This is a genomic window from Streptomyces sp. 2A115 (assembly GCF_052245575.1).
Classification (GTDB): Bacteria; Actinomycetota; Actinomycetes; order Streptomycetales; family Streptomycetaceae; genus Streptomyces.
The window spans coordinates 37,189-56,729 of record NZ_JBQQCG010000037.1 but is presented as its reverse complement, the minus strand read 5'-3'; the positions used below and the strand labels follow the sequence as shown (position 1 = coordinate 56,729).

General features: G+C 71.1%; 17 protein-coding genes. 5 read left to right on the top strand and 12 right to left on the bottom strand.

Annotated features, from left to right (window positions below; genetic code table 11):
- Positions 1-39: 39 nt before the first annotated feature.
- The gene (locus tag ACTWQR_RS28755) at positions 40-1,281 is read right to left on the bottom strand and encodes an ROK family protein (RefSeq protein ID WP_443230090.1); all 1,242 of its coding nucleotides are present in this window, start codon (positions 1,279-1,281) and stop codon (positions 40-42) included.
- A gap of 122 nt (positions 1,282-1,403) precedes the next feature.
- On the bottom strand, positions 1,404-2,186 hold the full coding sequence (locus ACTWQR_RS28750; RefSeq protein ID WP_443230089.1) for an alpha-ketoglutarate-dependent dioxygenase AlkB family protein: 783 nt from the start codon (positions 2,184-2,186) through the stop codon (positions 1,404-1,406).
- 88 nt (positions 2,187-2,274) lie between these two features.
- Between ACTWQR_RS28750 and ACTWQR_RS28745 the strand changes: the two genes are divergently transcribed.
- Positions 2,275-3,423, top strand: a complete 1,149-nt coding sequence (locus tag ACTWQR_RS28745) for a methyltransferase (RefSeq protein WP_443230088.1) — start codon at positions 2,275-2,277, stop codon at positions 3,421-3,423.
- Here ACTWQR_RS28745 and ACTWQR_RS28740 read toward each other — a convergent pair.
- Entirely contained in the window at positions 3,413-4,189 is a 777-nt protein-coding gene (locus ACTWQR_RS28740; protein ID WP_443230087.1) for a helix-turn-helix domain-containing protein, read from the bottom strand. The genes ACTWQR_RS28745 and ACTWQR_RS28740 overlap by 11 nt on opposite strands.
- A 70-nt stretch (positions 4,190-4,259) precedes the next feature.
- Between ACTWQR_RS28740 and ACTWQR_RS28735 the strand changes: the two genes are divergently transcribed.
- Together ACTWQR_RS28735 and ACTWQR_RS28730 are read left to right on the top strand one after the other, a co-directional pair.
- Positions 4,260-5,102, top strand: a complete 843-nt coding sequence (locus tag ACTWQR_RS28735; protein ID WP_443230086.1) for a phytanoyl-CoA dioxygenase family protein — start codon at positions 4,260-4,262, stop codon at positions 5,100-5,102.
- Positions 5,099-5,392, top strand: coding sequence for a hypothetical protein (locus ACTWQR_RS28730; RefSeq protein WP_443230085.1), 294 nt, complete (start codon positions 5,099-5,101; stop codon positions 5,390-5,392). Before ACTWQR_RS28735 ends, ACTWQR_RS28730 begins: the two co-directional genes overlap by 4 nt.
- Before the next feature lie 21 nt (positions 5,393-5,413).
- Here the strand turns inward: ACTWQR_RS28730 and ACTWQR_RS28725 are convergent, their stop codons facing one another.
- Together ACTWQR_RS28725 and ACTWQR_RS28720 are read right to left on the bottom strand one after the other, a co-directional pair.
- Complete coding sequence (locus ACTWQR_RS28725) at positions 5,414-6,271, bottom strand: class II fructose-bisphosphate aldolase (protein ID WP_443230084.1); 858 nt, start codon at positions 6,269-6,271, stop codon at positions 5,414-5,416.
- 71 nt (positions 6,272-6,342) lie between these two features.
- Positions 6,343-7,227 (bottom strand): SIS domain-containing protein, encoded by an 885-nt coding sequence (locus ACTWQR_RS28720; protein ID WP_443230083.1) that lies wholly within the window; start codon positions 7,225-7,227, stop codon positions 6,343-6,345.
- Positions 7,228-7,350: 123 nt separating this feature from the next.
- Between ACTWQR_RS28720 and ACTWQR_RS28715 the strand changes: the two genes are divergently transcribed.
- Positions 7,351-8,130 carry a DeoR/GlpR family DNA-binding transcription regulator gene (locus ACTWQR_RS28715; RefSeq protein WP_443230082.1) on the top strand — a complete coding sequence of 260 codons (780 nt, stop codon included), beginning with the start codon at positions 7,351-7,353 and terminating at the stop codon, positions 8,128-8,130.
- A gap of 136 nt (positions 8,131-8,266) precedes the next feature.
- Here the strand turns inward: ACTWQR_RS28715 and ACTWQR_RS28710 are convergent, their stop codons facing one another.
- Entirely contained in the window at positions 8,267-8,743 is a 477-nt protein-coding gene (locus ACTWQR_RS28710; RefSeq protein WP_443230081.1) for a phospholipase, read from the bottom strand.
- A gap of 406 nt (positions 8,744-9,149) precedes the next feature.
- On the opposite strand from ACTWQR_RS28710, the gene ACTWQR_RS28705 reads away from it, so the two are divergent.
- Entirely contained in the window at positions 9,150-10,697 is a 1,548-nt protein-coding gene (locus ACTWQR_RS28705) for a metallophosphoesterase (protein ID WP_443230080.1), read from the top strand.
- Here the strand turns inward: ACTWQR_RS28705 and ACTWQR_RS28700 are convergent.
- The 6 genes from ACTWQR_RS28700 to ACTWQR_RS28675 all read right to left on the bottom strand — a co-directional run bounded on the left by ACTWQR_RS28700 (position 10,658) and on the right by ACTWQR_RS28675 (position 19,360).
- A complete protein-coding gene (locus ACTWQR_RS28700; protein ID WP_443230079.1) occupies positions 10,658-11,845 on the bottom strand; it encodes an amidohydrolase family protein in 1,188 nt (395 codons plus the stop codon). The genes ACTWQR_RS28705 and ACTWQR_RS28700 overlap by 40 nt on opposite strands.
- A 99-nt stretch (positions 11,846-11,944) precedes the next feature.
- The gene (locus tag ACTWQR_RS28695) at positions 11,945-13,348 is read right to left on the bottom strand and encodes a glutamine synthetase family protein (protein WP_443230078.1); all 1,404 of its coding nucleotides are present in this window, start codon (positions 13,346-13,348) and stop codon (positions 11,945-11,947) included.
- 723 nt (positions 13,349-14,071) lie between these two features.
- Entirely contained in the window at positions 14,072-15,634 is a 1,563-nt protein-coding gene (locus tag ACTWQR_RS28690; protein ID WP_443230077.1) for a DEAD/DEAH box helicase, read from the bottom strand.
- A 281-nt stretch (positions 15,635-15,915) separates the two neighbouring features.
- Positions 15,916-16,119: a cold-shock protein gene (locus tag ACTWQR_RS28685; RefSeq protein ID WP_079664111.1), complete on the bottom strand. Its 204-nt coding sequence runs from the start codon at positions 16,117-16,119 to the stop codon at positions 15,916-15,918.
- A gap of 650 nt (positions 16,120-16,769) precedes the next feature.
- Positions 16,770-18,017 carry a DegT/DnrJ/EryC1/StrS family aminotransferase gene (locus ACTWQR_RS28680; protein WP_443230076.1) on the bottom strand — a complete coding sequence of 416 codons (1,248 nt, stop codon included), beginning with the start codon at positions 18,015-18,017 and terminating at the stop codon, positions 16,770-16,772.
- A gap of 227 nt (positions 18,018-18,244) precedes the next feature.
- Positions 18,245-19,360: a GNAT family N-acetyltransferase gene (locus tag ACTWQR_RS28675; RefSeq protein WP_443230075.1), complete on the bottom strand. Its 1,116-nt coding sequence runs from the start codon at positions 19,358-19,360 to the stop codon at positions 18,245-18,247.
- Positions 19,361-19,541: the final 181 nt, after the last annotated feature.

Below are 19,541 nucleotides of genomic sequence, written 5' to 3'. Positions count from 1 at the left end.
AGCCAGAGCGGCGACTCACACCTGAGCCAGCGCCGTGACTCAGTTCTGAGCCAGCGCCGCGATCGGATCGTCGAGGACCGGCTGCCAGGCCAACTCGGCGGCGCCCACCAGGCTGTTGTGGTCGAGCGTGCAGGCGAGGATCGGTACGCCGCCGCTCTGCCCCCACAGGCTGCGGTCGGCCACGACGGCGCGCAGCCGCTCCGGGTCGGCGTCGAGCAGTGTGCGGTGCAGCCCGCCGAGGATGATGCGGTCCGGGTTGAGAATGTTGACCAGGCCCGCGAGTCCCAGTCCGAGGCGATCGATCAGTGCCTCGGCGGCAGCGCGGACCGTCGGGTCGGCGTACTGGCCGCGGATCAGGTCGTTGGCCTGCTGGAGCAGCGACACCTCGGGGCCGGGGTCGCGGCCCGCCGCCGTCAGGAAGGCGAGGGGGTCCGCCTCGACGTCCAGGCAGCCCCGGCTGCCGCAGTGGCAGGGACGCCCCTCCGGGTTGACCGTGAGGTGACCGACTTCGAGGGCGAGCCCCGAACTGCCCGTGTGCAGACGCCCGTCGAGCACCAGCGCACCGCCGACGCCTCGATGCCCGGTGGCCACGCACAGCAGGTCACGGGCGCCGCGGCCCGCGCCGTGCCGGTGCTCGGCGAGCGCGGCGAGGTTGACGTCGTTGGCGGCGAACGCCGGGCCGGCGATCCCGGCGGCGCGGATGCGCTCCGCGAAGATCTTCCGCACGGGTGCGCCCGCCGGCCAGGCCAGGTGGAGCGGGTTGAGGGCCGTGCCCTCGGGTTCGGCGACTGCCGACGGTACGGCGAGTCCGGCACCCACGCAGCGGCGTCCCGTCTCCCGGAGCAGCTCGGCGCCCGCCTCGACGACCGAGCCGAGCACCTTCGCCGGGTCGGCGTCGACCGTCTCGCAGCCGGGGGCGGTCGCGACGATACGGCCGCCGAGGCCGACCAGGGCCGCGCGGAAACCGTCGGCGTGCACTTGGGCGGCGAGGGCGACGGGGCCGTTCTCGGCGAGTCCGAGGCGATGCGAGGGGCGCCCTTGCGAGCCGGCGGCCGCGCCGGGGCGCGCGTCGACGTGGATCAGCCCGAGCGCTTCGAGCTCCGCGGCGACCGCGCCCGCCGTCGCGCGGGTGACTCCCAGTTCGGCGGTGAGCACGGCTCGCGTGGGCGCGCGTCCCGTGTGCACGAGCTCCAGCGCGGGCCCGAGCGCACCCCGCCCTCGGTCCAGCCGTGTCCTCGTGGTTCTCTCTCCCGCCGCTCCGGGGGCCGCATTGCCGCTCATGAGGGCGAGTCTCCCATGATCCGGTCGTGCAGTGGCCGGTCCGGTGGCCTGAGCGGTCTCGGGGAAGTGCGGTGCGTTCCCGCGCCCGCCAAGGTGCCGGGCCGGGCGGCGTGGGGCGGGCCTCACTTCCCCGAGACCGCTTGGAGGCCACTCACTCGTAGCGTGATGTTCAGGCGGCCGGTCAGTCCCAACTCCGCCGGCGCCGTGCCCGCGTACACACGCGGCACCCCGTGGTAGGCCAGCCGGGCCGGTCCGCCGAACACGAACAGGTCGCCGCTGCGCAGTTCCACGTCCGTGTAGGGGCGGGACCGCGACTCGGTGTTCCCGAAGCGGAAGACGCACGTGTCGCCGAGGCTGAGCGACACGACCGGCGCGTCGGTCTTCTCGTCGCTGTCGCGGTGCATGCCCATGCGGGCGTCGGCGTCGTAAAAGTTGATCAGTGCGATGTCGTAGGGGGCTGTCGCGATGGCGTACGGAGCTGTCACCGCGCCGCCCATGGCGTCGTCTCCCATGGCATCACCTCCCACTCCCAGGACCTCGCCTCCCAGGACCTCGCCGTCCGCGATCTCGTCGCCTCCGACGGCATCAGCCCCGAACGCGTCGGCCACCGCGCTCCGGCCCAGCTCCCCCAGCCACCCGGGGAACTCCTTCACGGGCGCCTCGTCCCCGTCGACCACCGTGCGCGCGTACCCGTACGGGTACCAGTGCCAGCCGAGGCAGACCTGCCGGGAGGTCATCGTGCCGCCGCCCGGTGTGCGGACCGTACGCAGCCCGGCGGGCGGGCGGGCCCAGGCGCGGCAGGCCTCGAGAAGTTCGCGCTGGCGCTCGGGAGGCAGCCAGTCCGGCAGGTGCACGGCGCCCGGCGCGACCTCCGTCCGGGCCCGGGGAAACAGCTCGGCATCCATGGCCCCCATCCTCGCGCAACGCTCGCGAAGGCGTACCGGAACCCCCTGAGCTGCGCCTCGGTTAGCCTTGCCCCATATGACCGACCGCATGACGACCCCATCCGCCGAGCTGGCACTGGCCCGCTTCCCCGAGGACTCCCGCGACCAGCTCCGCGCGTGGGACGCCTCCGACGAGTATCTGCTGAAGCATCTGGCGGAGAGCGGCCGGGCGCTCGACGGCACGGTGGTCGTGATCGGCGACCGCTGGGGCGCTCTCACCACGGCTCTCCGGGCACACCGGCCGGTGCAGATCAGCGACTCGTTCCTCGCCCGGGAGGCGACCCGGGCCAACCTGACGCGCAACGGCGCCGGCCCGGATTCCGTGCGTCTCCTCACCACCCAGGACCCGCCGCCGGACCGGATCGACGTACTCCTGGTCCACGTGCCGAAGAGCCTCGCGCTCCTGGAGGACCAGCTGCTGCGCCTGGCGCCCGGCGTGCACGAGGAGACGGTCGTCATCGGCACGGGCATGGTCAAGGAGATCCATACCTCGACGCTGAAGCTGTTCGAGCGGATCCTCGGCCCGACCCGGACCTCGCTGGCCGAGAAGAAGGCCCGGCTCATCTTCTGCACACCGAATCCGGGGCTCGCCAGGGCGGCGAACCCCTGGCCGCACAGCTACACGCTGCCCGACGGCATCGGGCCCGTCTCCGGACGTACCGTCGTCAACCACGCGGGGGTCTTCTGCGCCGAGCGCCTGGACGTCGGCACCAGGTTCTTCCTCCGGCACCTGCCCTACGGGCGCGGGGCCGAGCGCGTCGTGGACCTGGGCTGCGGCAACGGTGTGGTCGGTACGGCGGCGGCGCTGGCGCATCCGGCGGCCGAGGTGCTCTTCGTGGACGAGTCGTACCAGGCGGTGGCCTCGGCGGAGGCCACGTACCGGGCGAACACCGACGACAGCGGCTCCGAGTTCGGCAAGGCCGAGTTCCGCGTCGGCGACGGGATGGACGGCGTCCCGGACGAGAGTATCGACCTCGTGTTCAACAATCCTCCCTTCCACTCGCACCAGGCGACGACCGACGCCACGGCCTGGCGCATGTTCACCGGAGCGCTCCGCACGCTGCGCCCGGGCGGCGAGCTGTGGGTCGTCGGCAACCGTCATCTCGGCTACCACGTGAAGCTGCGCCGCCTCTTCGGCAACAGTGAACTGGTCGCGAGCGACGCGAAGTTCGTGGTCCTGAAGGCCGTCAAGAAGTAGGCGCCTCGCCCCGGAGGGCGCGGGGCGAGGCGCCGAGTTCGCGTCTGCATGCCTTGTTGAAGGCTTGCAGGTCGGGGATTCCGACCGAGGCGGCGACCGCGGGGATCGACAGTGTCGAGGCCCGCAGCAGGTGGTGGGCGCGGTCGAGTCTGCGGCGGCGGATGTAGGCGACGACCGTGCCGCCGGTCGTGGCGCGGAAGAGCCGGGTCAGATGGTTGTGGGACACGCCCGCGGCGTGAGCCACGGCGGGCACGGTGAGCGGAGCCGCGAGGTTCGCCTCGACGTACGCGATCGCGGCGGTCACGGCCGGATGCGGGCCCGGGCGTTCGGCTGCCGGAGCGAGGTGGGCGATGCGCCACAGGGCCGTCCAGATCTCGGCCCGGGTGCGCCCGGGCTCGCCCGGAACAGAGGCGACCGCCTGGAGCAACAGACCCGTCAGCATGGGGAGTTCGGGCCCGGCGTCCTGCATCACGGGCACGGTGCGCGGTGGCCCGACGGGGGCGATGCGGAGGTGTGCGTAGAGGTGTTCCGAGCGGCCTTGGTAGCGATAGCGGACCGTCGTGCCGGGCGGTACGAGGCTGATCCGGCCGGGGCGGATGGCGTGCGGCGTGCCGTCGACGGTCAGCTCGGCGTCGTACTGGTACAGATGCAACTGCCACAGCTCCGGCAGCCGGAAGACGTCCGTGCGGCTCGCGACGCCGTGCACGCCGACGCCCGCGTTGGCGACGACGGGCGGCTCCCCGAGATGGATCTCCGCTTCCCGCATGGTGAAAAACTACCAGCGGTGGTGAAACGGGCCAACGCGGCGGACCGGCTCCACTCCGTACGTTCGGTCCATGACGAACCCCGAACGGTCCATGACGAACCCCGACCGCCCGCCCCTCCTGAGCTCGGTACGGATGGCCCGGTTCGTGGCCCACGGCTCGCTGCGCCTCGACGCGGTGGTCCCGGCGGAGATGAACGCCGAGGCGATCGAGTTCCTGCGGCGGGGCGTCCCGGGCGTGCCCTATGGCAGCGAGGTACCGGACGCCTACCCCGAGGGCTCCTTCGCCCGTCGTCTCCTCGACATCCCGCCCGTGGCCGGGGCGCTGCGCAGCCTCGTCGGCCCTGATCCGCGCGTCGACCACCACGCCGTCCACGTCCGCGAGCCCCGCGAGGGACAGGCGCAGCCGCTGCACGGTGACGCGATCATCGACGTGCGCACCGACGCCTTCGACATCCAGTTGATGTACTACCCGCAGGACGTGACCCTCGACATGGGCGGCACCCTCAGCGTGCCGGGCAGCCATCTGCGGCGCACGAACGAGTCGGACACCGGCCGCTACCAGAACCTGCTCGGCCAGTCCCGCCTCGTCTGTCCGGCAGGCACAGTGGTGTTTCTGCACCACGGCCTCTGGCACGGCGGCCGGCGCAACGACAGCGACGCGGTGCGCTACATGTTCAAGATCCGCTTCAATCCGACCGTGCGGCAGCGGCGCCTGTGGGACACGGCGGACCTGGGCGATCCACGGGTGGCCGAGGAGCTCTCGACGGCCTTCCCCTGGTACGAACCCGCCACCGGCCGCCTGGAGCTCTACAACCGCGTCCTGCTGTGGCGGTCGCTGTCCGGCGACGAGTCCTTCGATCTCGAGCACTGGGTGACCCGTGTCTCCAACCGTCCCCAGGAGGAAGCCGCATGAGTACCCGTCAGCAGGTTCTGGTTCTCTACTTGGGCACGTCCGCGCTGGACTCGCCGGTGGTCGGCTGGTCGGTGTACGACGGCACGGGCCGTACGTCACCGACCACCGGGGACAGCGACGAACCTCCGTACAAGTCCGGTGTCGAGGCCTTGCGGGACGGCTGGCGGCTGTTCCAGGCGGCCCAGTTGATCCCGCCGTACCCGGGGAGCGAGTACGACGTGTCGTTCCTCAAGCACGAGTTCTTCTTCGAGAAGCTCGTCGGGGTCGAGGAGCTTCTCGAGGTCGAGTAGATCGTCGACGCGGGATGAGCGTCAGCCGGTGGCGCCGAGGACGCCGATGATCCGCGCCACTGTCTCCTCCATGGCCTCCCGTGCTCCCTTGAGGTACTTCCGTGAGTCGACGGCATCGGGATGAGCCGTGACGTACTCCCTGATCGCGCCGGTCATCGCGATGTTCAGAGCGGTGCCGACGTTCACCTTGGTGATGCCGCCCGCGACGGCCGCTCTCAGCTCGGCGTCCGGAACGCCGGACGAGCCGTGCAGTACGAGCGGCACATCGAGCGTCGCGGCGAGGCGCTTGAGGAGGTCGTGATCGAGGGCGGCGGTGCGTGTGGTCATGGCGTGTGTGCTGCCGACGGCCACGGCCAGGGCGTCCACGCCGGACTTCGCGACGAAGGCGCGCGCCTCGGCCGGGTCGGTACGGGCGCCCGCCGCGTGGGCGCCCAGCGGCGGCTCTCCTGCCTTGCCGCCGACCTCCCCCAACTCGGCCTCGATCCACAGCCCTTGGGCATGGGCCCAGTCGGCGGCGTCCCGTGTCGCGGCGAGGTTCTCGGCGTACGGGAGACGGGCCGCGTCGTACATGACGGAGCTGAATCCGGCGCCGGGCGCCTGCCTCAGCAGGTCGTCGCTCTGTACGTGGTCGAGGTGCAACGCGACGGGCACAGAGGCGTGTTCGGCCGCCGCGGTCGCGGCACGGGCCAGTGGGAGCAGCTGTCCGTGACGGAACTTCACCGCGTTCTCGCTGACTTGGAGGATGACGGGGGCGTTGACGGATTCGGCGCCGGCGACGACGGCCTCGACGTGTTCGAGCGTGATGACGTTGAACGCGGCGACGGCGTTACGTACCGCGGCCGCTCGGGCGACCAGCTCACCGGCTGCTGCGAGGGGCACGGCCTCTCCCTTCGGGGCGTGGTTCAGGGCGTGGTTCAGGGCGTGGTTCAGGGCGTGGTTCAGGGCGTGGTTCAGGGCGTGCTGAGGATCACCGAACGGGTGAGGTGGCGGGGCTGGTCGGGGTCCAGACCGCGGGCCGCGGCGACGGCCACGGCGAGGCGCTGGGCGCGGACGAGTTCGGCGAGCGGGTCGAGACGGCCCTCGACCCACAACCCGCCGGTGGCACGCACCTGTTCGGCCAGCCCGTCGGGCGCCTCGCCGAGCATCCAGGTCGCGGTTCCGGCGGTCGTGACGCTGATGGGGCCGTGCCGGTACTCCATCGCCGGGTAGGCCTCGGTCCACGCCAGCGAGGCCTCGCGCATCTTGAGCCCGGCCTCGTTCGCGAGCCCGACGCTCCAGTCGCGCCCCAGGAACGTGAACTGGGTGCAGTCGACCAGCCCTTCGGGCAGCGGCTCCGACAGCGCCGTGCGCGCATCGGCGACGACGGCGTCGGTGTGCAGACCGAGGTGAGCGCGCAGCAGGGTGAGCGCGGTGGTGGCGAACCGGGTCTGCACGACGCTCAGTTCATCGGCGAAGTCGAGCACGACGACCTCATCCGCCGCCTCCGTCACGGGAGTTCGCGGATCGGCGGTGATCGCGACCGTGCGCGTACCCCCCTTCAGCCGGCCGAGCAGGTCGAGCACCTCGGTGGTGGTGCCGGAACGGGTCAGGGCGACCACCCGGTCGTACGGGCGGCCGTGCGGGAACTCGGAGGCGGCGAAGGCGTCCGTCTCGCCCTGCCCCGCCCGCTCGCGCAGCACCGCGGCGGCCTGCGCCATGAACCACGAGGTGCCGCATCCCACGATCGCGACCCGTTCCCCCGGGGCGGGCAGCACGGACGCGTACGTCGCGGCCTGCCCGGCGACCCGGACCCAGCACTCCGGCTGGCTCTTCAACTCGTTCTCGACGTGACTCACGCGTCAGCCTCCCCGCAAGATGATTGTTCTTGCAAGATATAGCGAGCTTTCAAGCACAATCAAGCATCCAGGAGCAACAGCCTGCGCTAGGGTCGTGGAAAGACCGAGGAACGGAGGGTGCGGATGTCGCGCGACGCCCGCTGGCAGGCGCTGCTGGAACTGCTCGTCGAGCGGGGCCGGCTGGATGTCGAGGAGGCGGCGGCCGAGCTGGCGGTGTCGGCCGCGACGATCCGGCGCGACTTCGACCAGCTCGCCGAGCAGCAGATGCTCGTACGCACCCGGGGCGGCGCGGTCGTGCACGGCGTCTCGTACGAGCTGCCGCTGCGCTACAAGACGGCCCGCCACGCCTCCGAGAAGCAGCGCATCGCGACGGCGGTGGCGGACCTCGTCACCCCCGGCGAGGCGGTGGGCCTGACCGGCGGCACGACCACCACCGAGGTGGCCCGCGCGCTGGCCGTACGCAGCGACCTCGCGACCGGCTCGCCCTCCCTGACCATCGTCACGAACGCCCTCAACATCGCCAACGAGCTGGCCGTACGCCCCCAGTTCAAGATCGTGCTGACCGGCGGCGTCGCCCGCCCGCAGTCGTACGAGCTCGTCGGCCCGCTCGCGGACGGCGTACTCGGCCAGATCACCCTCGATGTGGCCGTACTCGGCGTGGTCGCCTTCGACGTGAGGCATGGCGCGGCGGCGACCGACGAGGCGGAGGCCGCGATCAACCGGCTCCTGTGCGAGCGCGCCGAGCGTGTGATCGTCGCCGCCGATTCCAGCAAGCTGGGGCAGCGGGCGTTCGCCCGGATCTGCGCGACGGAGTCGGTGAACACACTGGTCACGGACGCGGCGGTGAGCGGGGACGTGGTGGGGCGGTTCGAGGAGGCGGGCGTCAGGGTCGTCACGGTGTGAGCCCGGGCCCGATCCGGTGTGGGCGCCGCGTGGTCGGCGGGCGTCCCACACCGGTGAGGCACGTCATACCGATGCGCTGTACGGGGAGTTCGCGGGGCGGCTCGACGACGGGCTCCGGCTGGTCGGCCGGCCCCGCTCACCCCACTCGGCCGGCGGCCTCTCTGCCGAAGGCCTTGACGGCCTGGTAGTAGGTCCAGGCCGTGCTGTCGCAGGCGGTCTTCGTCCCGCCGCTGTAGCTCACGCAGACGCGCTTGAGGTCCTCGTAGAAGGCGCTGTCGAGGCGCGTCTTGTTGGCACTGAAGGCGCCCGCGGCCTTGTAGTTGCGGTAGCCGAAGTCATGGCGGGCGCAAGCCGTGGCGAAGGGGAAGCCGAACGGGTTGTCCGGCGAGGAGGAGCAGTAGTCGGTGGACCAGTCGAACCCGTAGGCGGCCCAGGCGGCCTGGTTCGCGCGGGCGGCGGTCCAGAGGCTGTAGCTCGACGAGCTGGTCTGGGTCCAGCTCGCGAGGACCTGCGTCTTGTCGGCGGGAGCGGCGTCGGCGGCTGTGGCGGTGCCGGCGACGGTGATCACGGCTAATACCGAGGCGGCAATTCCGGTGGCGAATCTGCGGTGCATCCCACACCTCCATGAGGCTGCGATCCGCCCATCGGATCGCAGGTTCATGACAAGATGATTGGCACTTCAAGGGTGCTTTCACACCGCATGTGTCCTAATGGCCTGTTAACTCTTGGACATGCCAGGAGATCAGAGCATGAACCGGACGGGAGATCCGGACATGAAATGCGTCTCGTCGCGCTCGAGGCGCAGCTACGACGCAGGGCTCGGCGGTTGACCTTCCGCCGCCCCTGAGGACCCGGCCAAAGTCCTTGCGGTACAACGGTGTTGGGCACAGGCGGACGAGAGCGCGAAGCATCGGAAAGCCCGAACCTGACGGCGATCCGGCGGAGATGTCGTGGTCCATACCTGGCATCGCCGCCGATATCACCACTGGTGTTCACCGCGCGCGGGCACATACTCAGGCATGCGCTGCTGCTTCTCGTCCCCCCTCGCGGCCCTGTCGGCCCTGCCCGCTCCCGGTGAATTCCTGCGATCCGGCGCTCTCCTCGCCCCCGCTCTGCTGCGGGCCGCCGCCGGCGCCCTCCACGTCCCCGCACGCAAGAGCCACCCCCGTCACCCCGACACCCTGGCCGCCGTCCATCTGGAACTGGTCACCCTCACCGAGGACCGCGCCGTCATCACCTGGTACACCGGGGTCCCCGGCACCGATGACGGGCTGGGCCACATGCTCCCCGCCGTCACGGAGGGCGAGATCGTCTACGGCACTCACCCCGCTCACCTCAACCGCACCGCGGCGGAGGACCGCCCCACCGCGCACCACCACGTGGAGCTGACGGGTCTGGAGCCGGGGCAGACGTACTACTACCAGGCCCGCTCACGGGGCAGGACCGCCGCCCCCACCCAACTGCACCTCGTCCGCGGCAACGCCGTCGGCACCAACCGCTACGGGTTCGGCTCGAGCGGAGGTCCGTACTCCTTCACCACACCGCAGCCGCCGCCGGGGCGGCATCTGCTGTCGATCGCCCTCTGCAACGACCTGCACCTAGGGGAGACCACCGCCGGTCTGGTGGCCGGCGTACCCCTGCTGCGCGGGGTGGCGCAGGAGCCCGGGCTCGCCCCGTATCCGGAGATCATGAGCCGGGCCCTGGTGGAGGAGGCCCGGCGGCGCGGAGCGGACCTGCTGCTGGCCGCGGGTGACATATCGGCCGGCGGCGCGCCGCGGGACCTGGCCGAGGCCAAGCGGATCCTGGACGGCTTCGGCACCCACGGGCAGGACTACTTCGTGGTGCGCGGAAACCACGACCGGCCCGGTCGCGACAGCGAGGGTGACTCCTTCCGCCAAGGGTTCCTCGGCGGTCAGGGGCCCGCGTACTTCTCCCACGACCTCGGCGGACTGCGGATCCTCGGCCTCGACACGTACGAGAAGCAGGGCAACGGCGCTGACGCGGGCGGACTCGGTGCCGAGCAGCTCTCCTGGTTCCGGGCCCGGCTGAAGGAGCACCGGGACCAGCCCACCGTGGTGTTCGGCCACCATCCGCTGGCCGTACGGGATTCCCTCTTCCCCGTGGCCGGCGGGCAGCGCCTGAACCGCCGCCAGGCCCGCTCGATCCTCGACGCCTATGCCGACGCGCCCGGCGTCTTCCTCCATCACGCGGGGCACACCCACCGCAACAAACGGACCGTCCTGCCGCAGGCCCCGCACGTCACGATGCAGGAAGTCAGCGCCGTCAAGGATTATCCCGGCGGTTTCTGCATGCTCCGGATCCACTCCGGCGGCTACGCCCTCAACCACTACAAGACCAGCAGTGGCCCCGCCCGCGAATGGGGCGAACGCAGCCGCGGACTGGCCGGCGGTCTGTGGCCGCACCACGCCCTCGGCCGCTCGGTCGGCGACCGCAACAGCATGACCCCCCACGATCTGTCCGGAATCGGCCATGTTCGAGCCCAGGCCACGCAGCTGCCGGGTCCCCGTCAGGGCCCTGAGACAGCCGGCATTTCGGTGATGCCGTAGACGCGGCGGGCGTTGTCCCGTCCCGTCCACGTGGCGATGCGGAGGGCGTCGGGCAGGCTCAGCTCGTCGGCGTTCACCCGGTCCTGCAGCAGCGCGGCCAGGCCCTGACGGAAGGCGAGCGCGCCGAGCTGGTAGAACTCCGCGACTCCATAGGCGTCGGAGCTGTAGAGCAGTTTGCGGAACGGGGTGATCTCGAGCGCCTCCTCCAGGATCGCGCGAGCCCGGGCGGGACCGACGTGGTGCAGGGTGAGTCCGACGTCGAGGTACACCCGCTCGAAGACCGTCGCCAGGTAGGCGGCCTGGCGCTGGTACGGCCAGCAGTGCAGCAGCAGCACCGGAATGGTGCCTGAGGTCAGGTGCAGCCAGTCGGTCAGATGCGTGGGGTCCACCCGGTGCATCCGGATGTCGCTGTCTCCGAATCCGGTGTGCAACTGGAGGGGGCGCCCGAGGTCAACCGCGGTCCAGAGCAAGTGGCGTACGAGCACGGGGTCGTCCAGTCGGCCACGCCCGTCGGCGGTCTCGAACCAGCGCCGGGCCGCCGCCGTGACCTCCGCGTCCGAGGGCCTGCTCGGGTCGAGGTCGAATCCGGTGCGGTAGGCGGCCACGGACTTCACCGCCACCACGCCCCGCTGATCGACGGCCTCCTGGAGGGCCGAGCGGAACCGGAGCGCGTACTCGTCCGGCTCCACTCCCCTCGCCGCGACGGCCTCGGCGAGGCTCTCCAGGCGTACGACCTCGTACGCCTGGGCCGTGCCGCCCGCGGCGTCGGCGAGTTCGGCGGGGGTCGTGACGCGGTCCGGGGTGTACCCGGTGTCGACGCAGAACACGCCGGTGTCGGCGGCGGCGACGAACCTCCGGTTCACCTCGCGCCAGCCCAGTTCGGCCCGCCGGGCGAGGTACTCCGTGGCGGGAGCGTGCCGCGGCAGGTCCAGTACGGGGGCGCAGTGGCGGCGGACGGCCACGCCGACGGGGCTGTCGAAGGAGGAGATGCCGCTGTCGGGCCATAGGTCGCCCTCGGTGATCAGCGATTCGTACCGCTCCGCGCTCAGGTCGGTGGTGACGACGCCGTGGCAGTGGTGGTCCACGAGGGAGAGCCCGGCGAGGGCCTCGTGCACGGGTCCGGAGGCAGGGTGTGACGCGGTGCTCACTCGATCCATCCGATCAGCCGATCCATTCGACCCGCACGGTCCGTCCGATCCGTCCGATCCGTCCGACGATCTCCACCTGGTCCATCCGATCCCCTCCGGTCAGTACTTCCACCGGTACGCCGTCGCCACCAGTTCGTCGTCCAGTCCGTCCACGGTCGCGATCTCTCCGAGGCGGACGGCGATCACGGCGTCGGCCAGGACCGGTCCCAGCGCGGCGCGGAGCCGTTCATCCTTGCGGAACTCCTCGACGGCCTCGCCCAGTGACGTCGGCAGGCGGCGCACCCCCCGGGTCGCGGCTTCCTCGGCGCTGAACCGGGCGGGATCTCCGGTGATCTCCTCGGGCAGGAGCGCGGCCGACTCCAGGCCGTCGAGCCCGGCGGCGATGACGCACCCCAGCGCGAGGTACGGGTTGGCCGCCAGGTCGACCGGCTTCACCTCCAGGTTCGCCGCCTGGTCGCGCAGGCCCACCATGCCGGTGATGACGCGCACCGCGGATTCGCGGGTCTCCCGGCCCCAGGCGGTGAACACGCCCGCCCACTGGGAGGGTTTGAGCCGCAGATAGCTGGCCGGGCTCGGGGCGGTCACGGCCGTGAGGGACGTCAGGTGCGCGAGCACTCCGGCGGCGAACGACTCGGCCGCGGCGGTCATGCCGTGGCGACGGTCACCGCCGGAGTGCAGGTTCGCCCCGGCGCGCCACGCCGAGAGGTGCACATGGCCACCGTTGCCGACGCCTTCGGCCAGAACGGCCGGCGAGAACGACACCTTGAGGCCGTGGCGCCGCGACACCGCCCGGATGGTCTGGCGTACGAGCACGCTGCGGTCGGCCGCGGCCACCGGGTCGAGCGCGCCCACCGAGACCTCGAACTGCCCGGCCGCGTACTCGGGATGGATCTGTTCGACGTCCACGCCCTGGGCCGCGAACGCCGCCATCAGCTCGGCGGTGTAGTCGCTCAGCTCGACCTGCCGGGTGGCACTGTAGGCCGGACCCGAGAGCGCGGGGACGAACTCGTCACCGGAAACCCAGCCCAGTCCGATGGCCCACTCGATCTCGATGCCCGCCTTGAACGTGATGCCGTGCCGCCGGGCGGCCTCCGCGACGATGCGGCGAAGGAAGGTGCGGCTGCACGCCGGGTGCAAGTCACCCTCCTGGGTGATCCGGTCGACGGGGGCCCACGCCCAGCCGGGCTGACCGGACAGGACCACCAGCTGGTCGAGGTCGGGATAGAGCCGGAGGTCGCCGTCCGGTGAGCCGAGCACGTCGGTGGAAACGATGGAGTCGTTGGCCAGGAAGGTGTCGAACACCGGCGACATGCCGACACCCCAGGCCGCCGCCGAGGCGAGCCGGGCCACCGGGATCGTCTTCACCCGGCCGATGCCCGCGGTGTCGACGTAGGCCAGGACGATGCCGTGCACGCCCCGCCCCGGCAGCTCCGCGCTCAGCGCGGTGGCCCGCTCGACATCACCCGGACGCCCGCCGGGGACCGGATCGGCGAGGGTGGTCATACGTCCTCCTTGGCGAGCTCGGCGGTCCAGCGACCGCGCCTCCCGAAACGGTGCGACGGCGCCTGCCCACCGTGAGGTGGGCGATTCTCCGCACACCGTAGGACGGTTCGATGCTCACGCGGATGCGGTGGCCGGGCAAGTCCGCCTCGATCAAGAGGGATGATCCGTGAGTCGGCACCGCACGCGGGTGCCTGGACCGCCCCGCGGGGGCACACGTTCGGACCGGTGTTCGGCAACCCTCCGAGGCCCAGCCCGCCATGTCGCAGGTGAGACACCGTCCTTGACCGGTACGGGCCCGGCGGGGCGAGGACTGCCGCCGCCCACTACGCCGCGGCGGCGGCCGAGGCTGTCGAGGTCCCCGGGACTCCGGCAGCCGGAGTCCAGGGGACCTTCGCGTTCCCCGGACGCGCGGCCCCAAGCCGCGCGGGACCCACGCGGTCAACCGCTACGTGCACAGGATCGCCTTGGCGCCGCACAGGTCTCCCCGCGGTCGCCAAGGCCTCAACCTCCGTGGCCACCTGACGAAGCCTCCGACGGTTCCCTTCCGCTCTCTTCCGCCTGTCGATCGCGGCACGCGTCGCGGCAGTGGCGCTCCGCTCCCGGGCGCCGACCACATCCCCGCCCCGAGGATCGGAGCGGGGATGTGTGGGACGAGGGAGCCGGAACACATAGCAGTGCCCACAAGGGGGTTGCCCACGAGGAAGGCGTCAGCCCGCGCTCGGTCTATGCCCCGCGACGGACCCGGGCGGCCTTGCGGGCCTCTGCGGTCTGGCGGGCCTCGGCGGACCGGCGAGACTCGCCACCGGTCCGACCCGGGCGGGTGCCCATACCGCGGAAGGGGGTAGCGCCGCGCTGCGGGCGCTCCGTGACCGGCCCGCCGCTGCCGCCGACGGGGACGCCGGAGGGTGCCTGGGCGCCGGTGATGCGGCTCAACTCGGCCTCGCCGGAGCGGACCTGCGTGATCTGCGGCCTGATGCCCGCGTCGGACATCAGACGAGTCATCTCCCGGCGCTGGTTGGGCAGCACCAGCGTGACGACGCTGCCGGACTCACCGGCTCGGGCGGTACGGCCGCCGCGGTGCAGGTAGTCCTTGTGGTCGCCGGGCGGGTCGACGTTGACGACGAGGTCGAGGTCGTCGACATGGATGCCTCGGGCCGCGACGTTGGTGGCCACCAGCGCCGTGACGTGGCCCGTCTTGAACTGGGCCAGGGTGCGGTTGCGCTGGGGCTGCGACTTGCCGCCGTGCAGCGCCGCGGCCTTTACGCCGCTGTTCTGCAGGTGCTTGGTGAACTGGTCGACGGCGTGCTTGGTGTCCAGGAACATGAGGACGCGCCCGTCGCGGGCGGCGATCTCGGTGGCGGTGGCGTACTTGTCGGCGCCGTGCACATGCAGCACGTGATGCTCCATCGTGGTGACCGCACCCGCCGACGGGTCGACCGAGTGGACCACCGGGTCGTGGAGGTAACGACGGACCAGGAGGTCGATGTTGCGGTCCAGGGTGGCCGAGAACAGCATGCGCTGGCCGTCGGGGCGTACCTGGTCGAGCAGCTCGGTGACCTGGGGCATGAAGCCCATGTCGGCCATCTGGTCGGCCTCGTCCAGAACGGTGATGCTCACCCGGTCGAGCCGGCAGTCCTTGCGCTCGACGAGATCCATGAGGCGCCCCGGAGTCGCGACGACGACCTCGGCCCCGGCGCGCAGTGCGCTCGCCTGACGGCCGATCGACATGCCGCCGACGACGGTGGCCAGCCGGAGCTTCAACGACCGGGCATACGGGGTGAGCGCATCGGTGACCTGCTGGGCCAGCTCGCGAGTGGGGACGAGGATCATGGCCAGCGGCTTCCGGGCCTCGGCGCGCTGTCCGGCCGTGCGCACGAGGAGGGGCAGGCCGAAAGCGAGCGTCTTGCCCGATCCGGTGCGCCCGCGGCCCAGGACGTCGCGGCCCGCGAGGGAGTTCGGCAGCGTGGCCGCCTGAATCGGGAACGGCTCGTTCATGCCGAGGCTGGTGAGCACCTTCAGCAACTCGGCGGGCAGATCCAGCTCGCCGAAGGTCACAGCCGCGGGGAGGGCCGGGGTGATGGTGACCGGCAGCGCGAACTCCCCCTGGGGTGCGGAGGGACGGGGCCCCTTGCCACCCGAACGGGCGCCGGGACGCCCCGAGCCCTGCGGACGGAAGCGGGCTCCCCGGTCAGAACCGGCGAAACCGTCCTTGCGGGTGCCGTCCTTACGAGTGCTGTCCTTGCGAGTGTTGGAGAAACGGTCGTTCGTGCGAGCTGAGCGGTTCAAGGAGAACCTTCCTCGATATGGCACGTATCGAGGAATTCTCGGCGAACGTGAGCCGAACGAATTGCAAGAACGAGCCGAATGTAAGACCAAAAGAAGCCGACCACACTGCCGCGGTGAACAGCAGCGCCGGCTCAAAATTCCAGGATCCACCGGAATGGGGAACATTTGGGACAGGGGAGGCGCGAACGGCCATCACGGCACGTCGGGCAGACTCCACAAAAAGCAGCAAGCTGGGGCCCCACCGCAAGGTGGGGGCCCCAGCTGCCTCATACGCTTCAGCGTCAGGCGGGAGTGATGTTCTCCGCCTGCGGGCCCTTCTGGCCCTGCGTGACGTCGAAGTTCACCTTCTGGCCTTCCTGGAGCTCGCGGAAGCCCTGGGCGGCAATGTTCGAGTAGTGAGCGAAGACGTCCGGGCCGCCACCGTCCTGCTCAATGAAGCCGAAGCCCTTTTCCGAGTTGAACCACTTAACGGTGCCAGTAGCCATGCAAAAATCTCCTTCGGGGCGGTGCCCAAGGGTCCACACCGCGTGAACCCCCACGTCGCCGCAATGAACCCCGCCCGGAAAACAACACCGGAAATAGAAAAGTGCCCGATGACATAAAGTCATCAAAGGCACTTGGAGTCTACGGGAACCACAACTGCAACTAGTCTCAAGCGTAGCACGGTGCGCGCATCGCGGACGTGACGTGGCAGCACTACTTATCGTCCCCGACGCCATGACCACACAGCGTGCACATCCCTGACAGGACGAACCAACGAACCGTCGCGTCCGCCGGCCCTCTCGCCGGGTGGGGGCGAGTCGCCGAAGTCGTCCGGGGTACTGAGCCCCCACCGAGGCGGAGGCGGAGGCGACGACGACGGCCACGACCAGCGATCACCGGCATCCGGTTCGGGTCCCGCCCACGGCCAACCTCGACTACCCCGACCCGGCCATCGGCCCGGACCTGGTCAGGCGTGAACCCCGCGACGCCGCGGTCTCGGCCGTGCTGTCCAACTCCTTCGCCTTCGGCGGCCACAACGTGGTCCTCGCCCTGCCCGTTCCCTGACCGCCTGGTGGTGCGGGCCGGCACCAAGTGCGCACCGCGCTGCCCGTACCACCGCGCCGCCTTCCGGGTGCCGGCCTGCCGACTCGTCTCACTGACCCAGGGGCGTCGGGGGCGTGGTGTCCGGGATGGGAGTGGGGCTGGGGCCGGGGGTGGGGATCGAGGGGTGCGCGGTGGTCGCCTGTTCCCTCGTCAGGGCGTTGGTGATCTTGTGGGCCAGGAGCGGATCGGCCGGAAGCACGTGGGAGGCGAACCAGCGGGCGGCCGACGGGTCGGGGGACGGTTCGACGAACTCCGCGCCCGCGTAGTCGTCGAGCGGCGGGTCGTAGACGTACCCGGCGACCACGCCGTGCCGCACCAGACGTTCCACGAGGGCGTCGCGGTCGTGGACCAGGAGCGGAACCCGGAAGAGGGGACGAGGACGCTCGTGTACTGCCCGGTCGCGGAGTGCCGGAGAGGCCCAGGCCGTACCCGACAGCAGTGAGACGCCGACCCTGCGCCGGGTGAGGTCGTCGTCGACTCGGGCCATCCGCAGCGCCAACTGACCACGGACCACGGCCCCGTGGCGGGAGCGGTAGCCGTGCAGGTCGACGCGCACCCACGGTTCGTACGCGGCCAGGTCCGGCGCCTGACGCGCGCAGGCGGAGAGCCGCGGCGCGTGCAGGGCCATGCGGTAGTCGTCGCGTTCCAGCATCCCGAGGCGTTGCAGGGTCCGCCACACGGGACGCACCAGGTGAAGGGTGCGTACGGCTGAACGCGCCAGCGGCCGGAGCGTCGTGGTCAGGTCGCCGCGGAGGCGGCGCGGTGCCAGGAGATCGTCGCGCAGCAGCTCCAACTCCCGTCGGGTGCGCGCGTCCTCGACGGCGAGGAAGCCGCCGGCCGTCGCCGCCACGTGCTTGGACAGGCTGAAGGCCGCCGCCTTCCCGAACGTCCCGATCGGCTGCCCGTCCACGTGCGTGCCGATCGCGTGCGCCGCGTCCTCGAACAGGGGGATCCCCAACTCATCGCAGCGACGCCGCAGTTCAACTACACGGTCCGGCATCCCGTACAGGTTCGTGGTCAGGACGGCGTCCACGTTCCGCCAGGTCGATTCAGGTACGGCTGCCGGGTCGATGTTGCCGTCCCATACGCAAACCGGGGCCTGGACCGGGCGCAGCCCGGCCGCGAGGACCACGAAGAGGATCACGTCGTCGTTCACCGGTGACATCAGCACCCGTGCGCCCGGTCGGCACCAGTGCCGCAGCGCCAGGTACAGAGCCAGCCGTGCCGAGGGCGTGTAGACGCATTCGCGTCCCAGCCGCCGTGTCATCATCCCGGCGAGCCGCGATCCATACGGCATCGTCACCTCTTCCTCCGAAGGGCTGTCGAGTCGACGAGTCCATGAGTCGTCGACTCGAAGAGTGCTCTGAGGGGCGCGGGGCGCTCTCGCGAGCGTCGATCAGGGCCGGGCGGGCTTCCGGCAGGGCGGCTCTCGCCGTCACGGGGGCGCCGTGGGCCGGGAGGAGGCCGCGACGGCCGGTCGAGACGACGGGAACACGGTGCGAAAGGCGGGAGTGCGAAGCCCGCTCAGCGTGCGCGCGGTGCCGCTCCGCCGGAGTCCGCCCGGCCCGGCGTGCGTAACGTGCCGACCGTCTTCAGCAGCCGGTCGGCCGGCTCCCGCAGTGTGGGATGGGCCAGGACCGTGTTCCGCAGGCCGCGCACCGGTCTGCGCCACAGCCGATGTGCCGCCGCCACCGGGTGGGGGCGGGTCGCGAACCCTTCGCCCACCCGCAGCTCGCGGGTCTTGAGCCAGTCCTTGTACTCCTTGTCACCGCGTCCGAAGTCCATGACCCGCACGCCCTGCCGACCCGCCGCCTCGGCCATCCGGAGGTGCATGATCAGCCCGGGCGAGTAGTAGCGGAACTCGGGGTCGTACGCGGTGAACCAGCATGCGAACACCGAACGCGATCTCGGCCCGAAGTGCGCGGCCACCGGCCGGTCGTCGGCGTACAGCACGGACAGCACACCCGTGAAGTGCTCGTCGCGGAGCTGGAAGAGGTGGTCCACCAGGTCGACGATCCACGGGCGCGCGAACCGGTCCATCCGTCCCGTCCTGCGGTACTGGGCGGACTTCCACTCCATGAGCCTGCGCAGCAGCCGCGGATCGCGCTCGTCGAAGACGAACCGCACTTCGCCCACGTCACGTCCTACGCGGCGTTCCTTTTTCAGCGTCGTCTTGGCCAGCCCCGGGTACGTGGCGCGCAGCCATTCCGGGTAGCTGCCGGCGCTGTGCTCCAGGTCGATCACCGGTGAGGCGAACATCCCCGTGACGTATCTGCCGAACGGTCTCTGCTCCTCGACGAGGTGGTCGAACTCGAAGACGGACAGCCCGCTGGCCCGCAGCAGTTCCTGGGGGTCCCAGGTGACCCCGGGGAGGTGCACGAGGGCCTGGCAGTCGGAGAGTCCGAGGCCGATGGCCCGGCCGACGCCGAAGGAGTTGCGCTCGTACGGGAAGAAGCCGACGGGCTGCCCCTTCTCGCGCAGGACGGCCACCTGCGCCCCACCGTGGTACCTGCCGATACCGGCCGCGAACTCCGGTGCCAGGAAAGGGTTGGCGTATTCGGGCGACTCGTCCATCGCCCGGTGCCAGACCTGGCGAAGCGAGCCGCTCAGCTCGTCGGGTCTGTGGATAGTGATGTCCACCTCAGATCAACCGCCCCTCCACAGACTCCGCGCGACATGTACCGGTCGCGGCACAGGCCGGTGAGGCGTGTGGAGCACTGCTCATGGATCGCATGGGCGACCGCCCCCCGTTCCCCCCATGACGCGCTGTTCGCGTCCTGCCACTACTCCGGGCATCGCTGATCCACGCCGTGTACGCGCT

What these genes read in the sequence shown, in the direction of transcription:
- ACTWQR_RS28745 (WP_443230088.1), top strand. Translation starts at nt 2,275, where the DNA reads ATGACGACCCCATCCGCCGAGCTGGCACTGGCCCGCTTCCCCGAGGAC.
- ACTWQR_RS28715 (WP_443230082.1), top strand. Translation starts at nt 7,351, where the DNA reads ATGTCGCGCGACGCCCGCTGGCAGGCGCTGCTGGAACTGCTCGTCGAG.
- ACTWQR_RS28740 (WP_443230087.1), bottom strand. Translation starts at nt 4,189, where the DNA reads ATGCGGGAAGCGGAGATCCATCTCGGGGAGCCGCCCGTCGTCGCCAAC.
- ACTWQR_RS28710 (WP_443230081.1), bottom strand. Translation starts at nt 8,743, where the DNA reads ATGCACCGCAGATTCGCCACCGGAATTGCCGCCTCGGTATTAGCCGTG.
- ACTWQR_RS28705 (WP_443230080.1), top strand. Translation starts at nt 9,150, where the DNA reads ATGCGCTGCTGCTTCTCGTCCCCCCTCGCGGCCCTGTCGGCCCTGCCC.
- ACTWQR_RS28735 (WP_443230086.1), top strand. Translation starts at nt 4,260, where the DNA reads ATGACGAACCCCGAACGGTCCATGACGAACCCCGACCGCCCGCCCCTC.
- ACTWQR_RS28680 (WP_443230076.1), bottom strand. Translation starts at nt 18,017, where the DNA reads ATGCCGTATGGATCGCGGCTCGCCGGGATGATGACACGGCGGCTGGGA.
- ACTWQR_RS28685 (WP_079664111.1), bottom strand. Translation starts at nt 16,119, where the DNA reads ATGGCTACTGGCACCGTTAAGTGGTTCAACTCGGAAAAGGGCTTCGGC.
- ACTWQR_RS28750 (WP_443230089.1), bottom strand. Translation starts at nt 2,186, where the DNA reads ATGGATGCCGAGCTGTTTCCCCGGGCCCGGACGGAGGTCGCGCCGGGC.
- ACTWQR_RS28755 (WP_443230090.1), bottom strand. Translation starts at nt 1,281, where the DNA reads ATGAGCGGCAATGCGGCCCCCGGAGCGGCGGGAGAGAGAACCACGAGG.
- ACTWQR_RS28695 (WP_443230078.1), bottom strand. Translation starts at nt 13,348, where the DNA reads ATGACCACCCTCGCCGATCCGGTCCCCGGCGGGCGTCCGGGTGATGTC.
- ACTWQR_RS28730 (WP_443230085.1), top strand. Translation starts at nt 5,099, where the DNA reads ATGAGTACCCGTCAGCAGGTTCTGGTTCTCTACTTGGGCACGTCCGCG.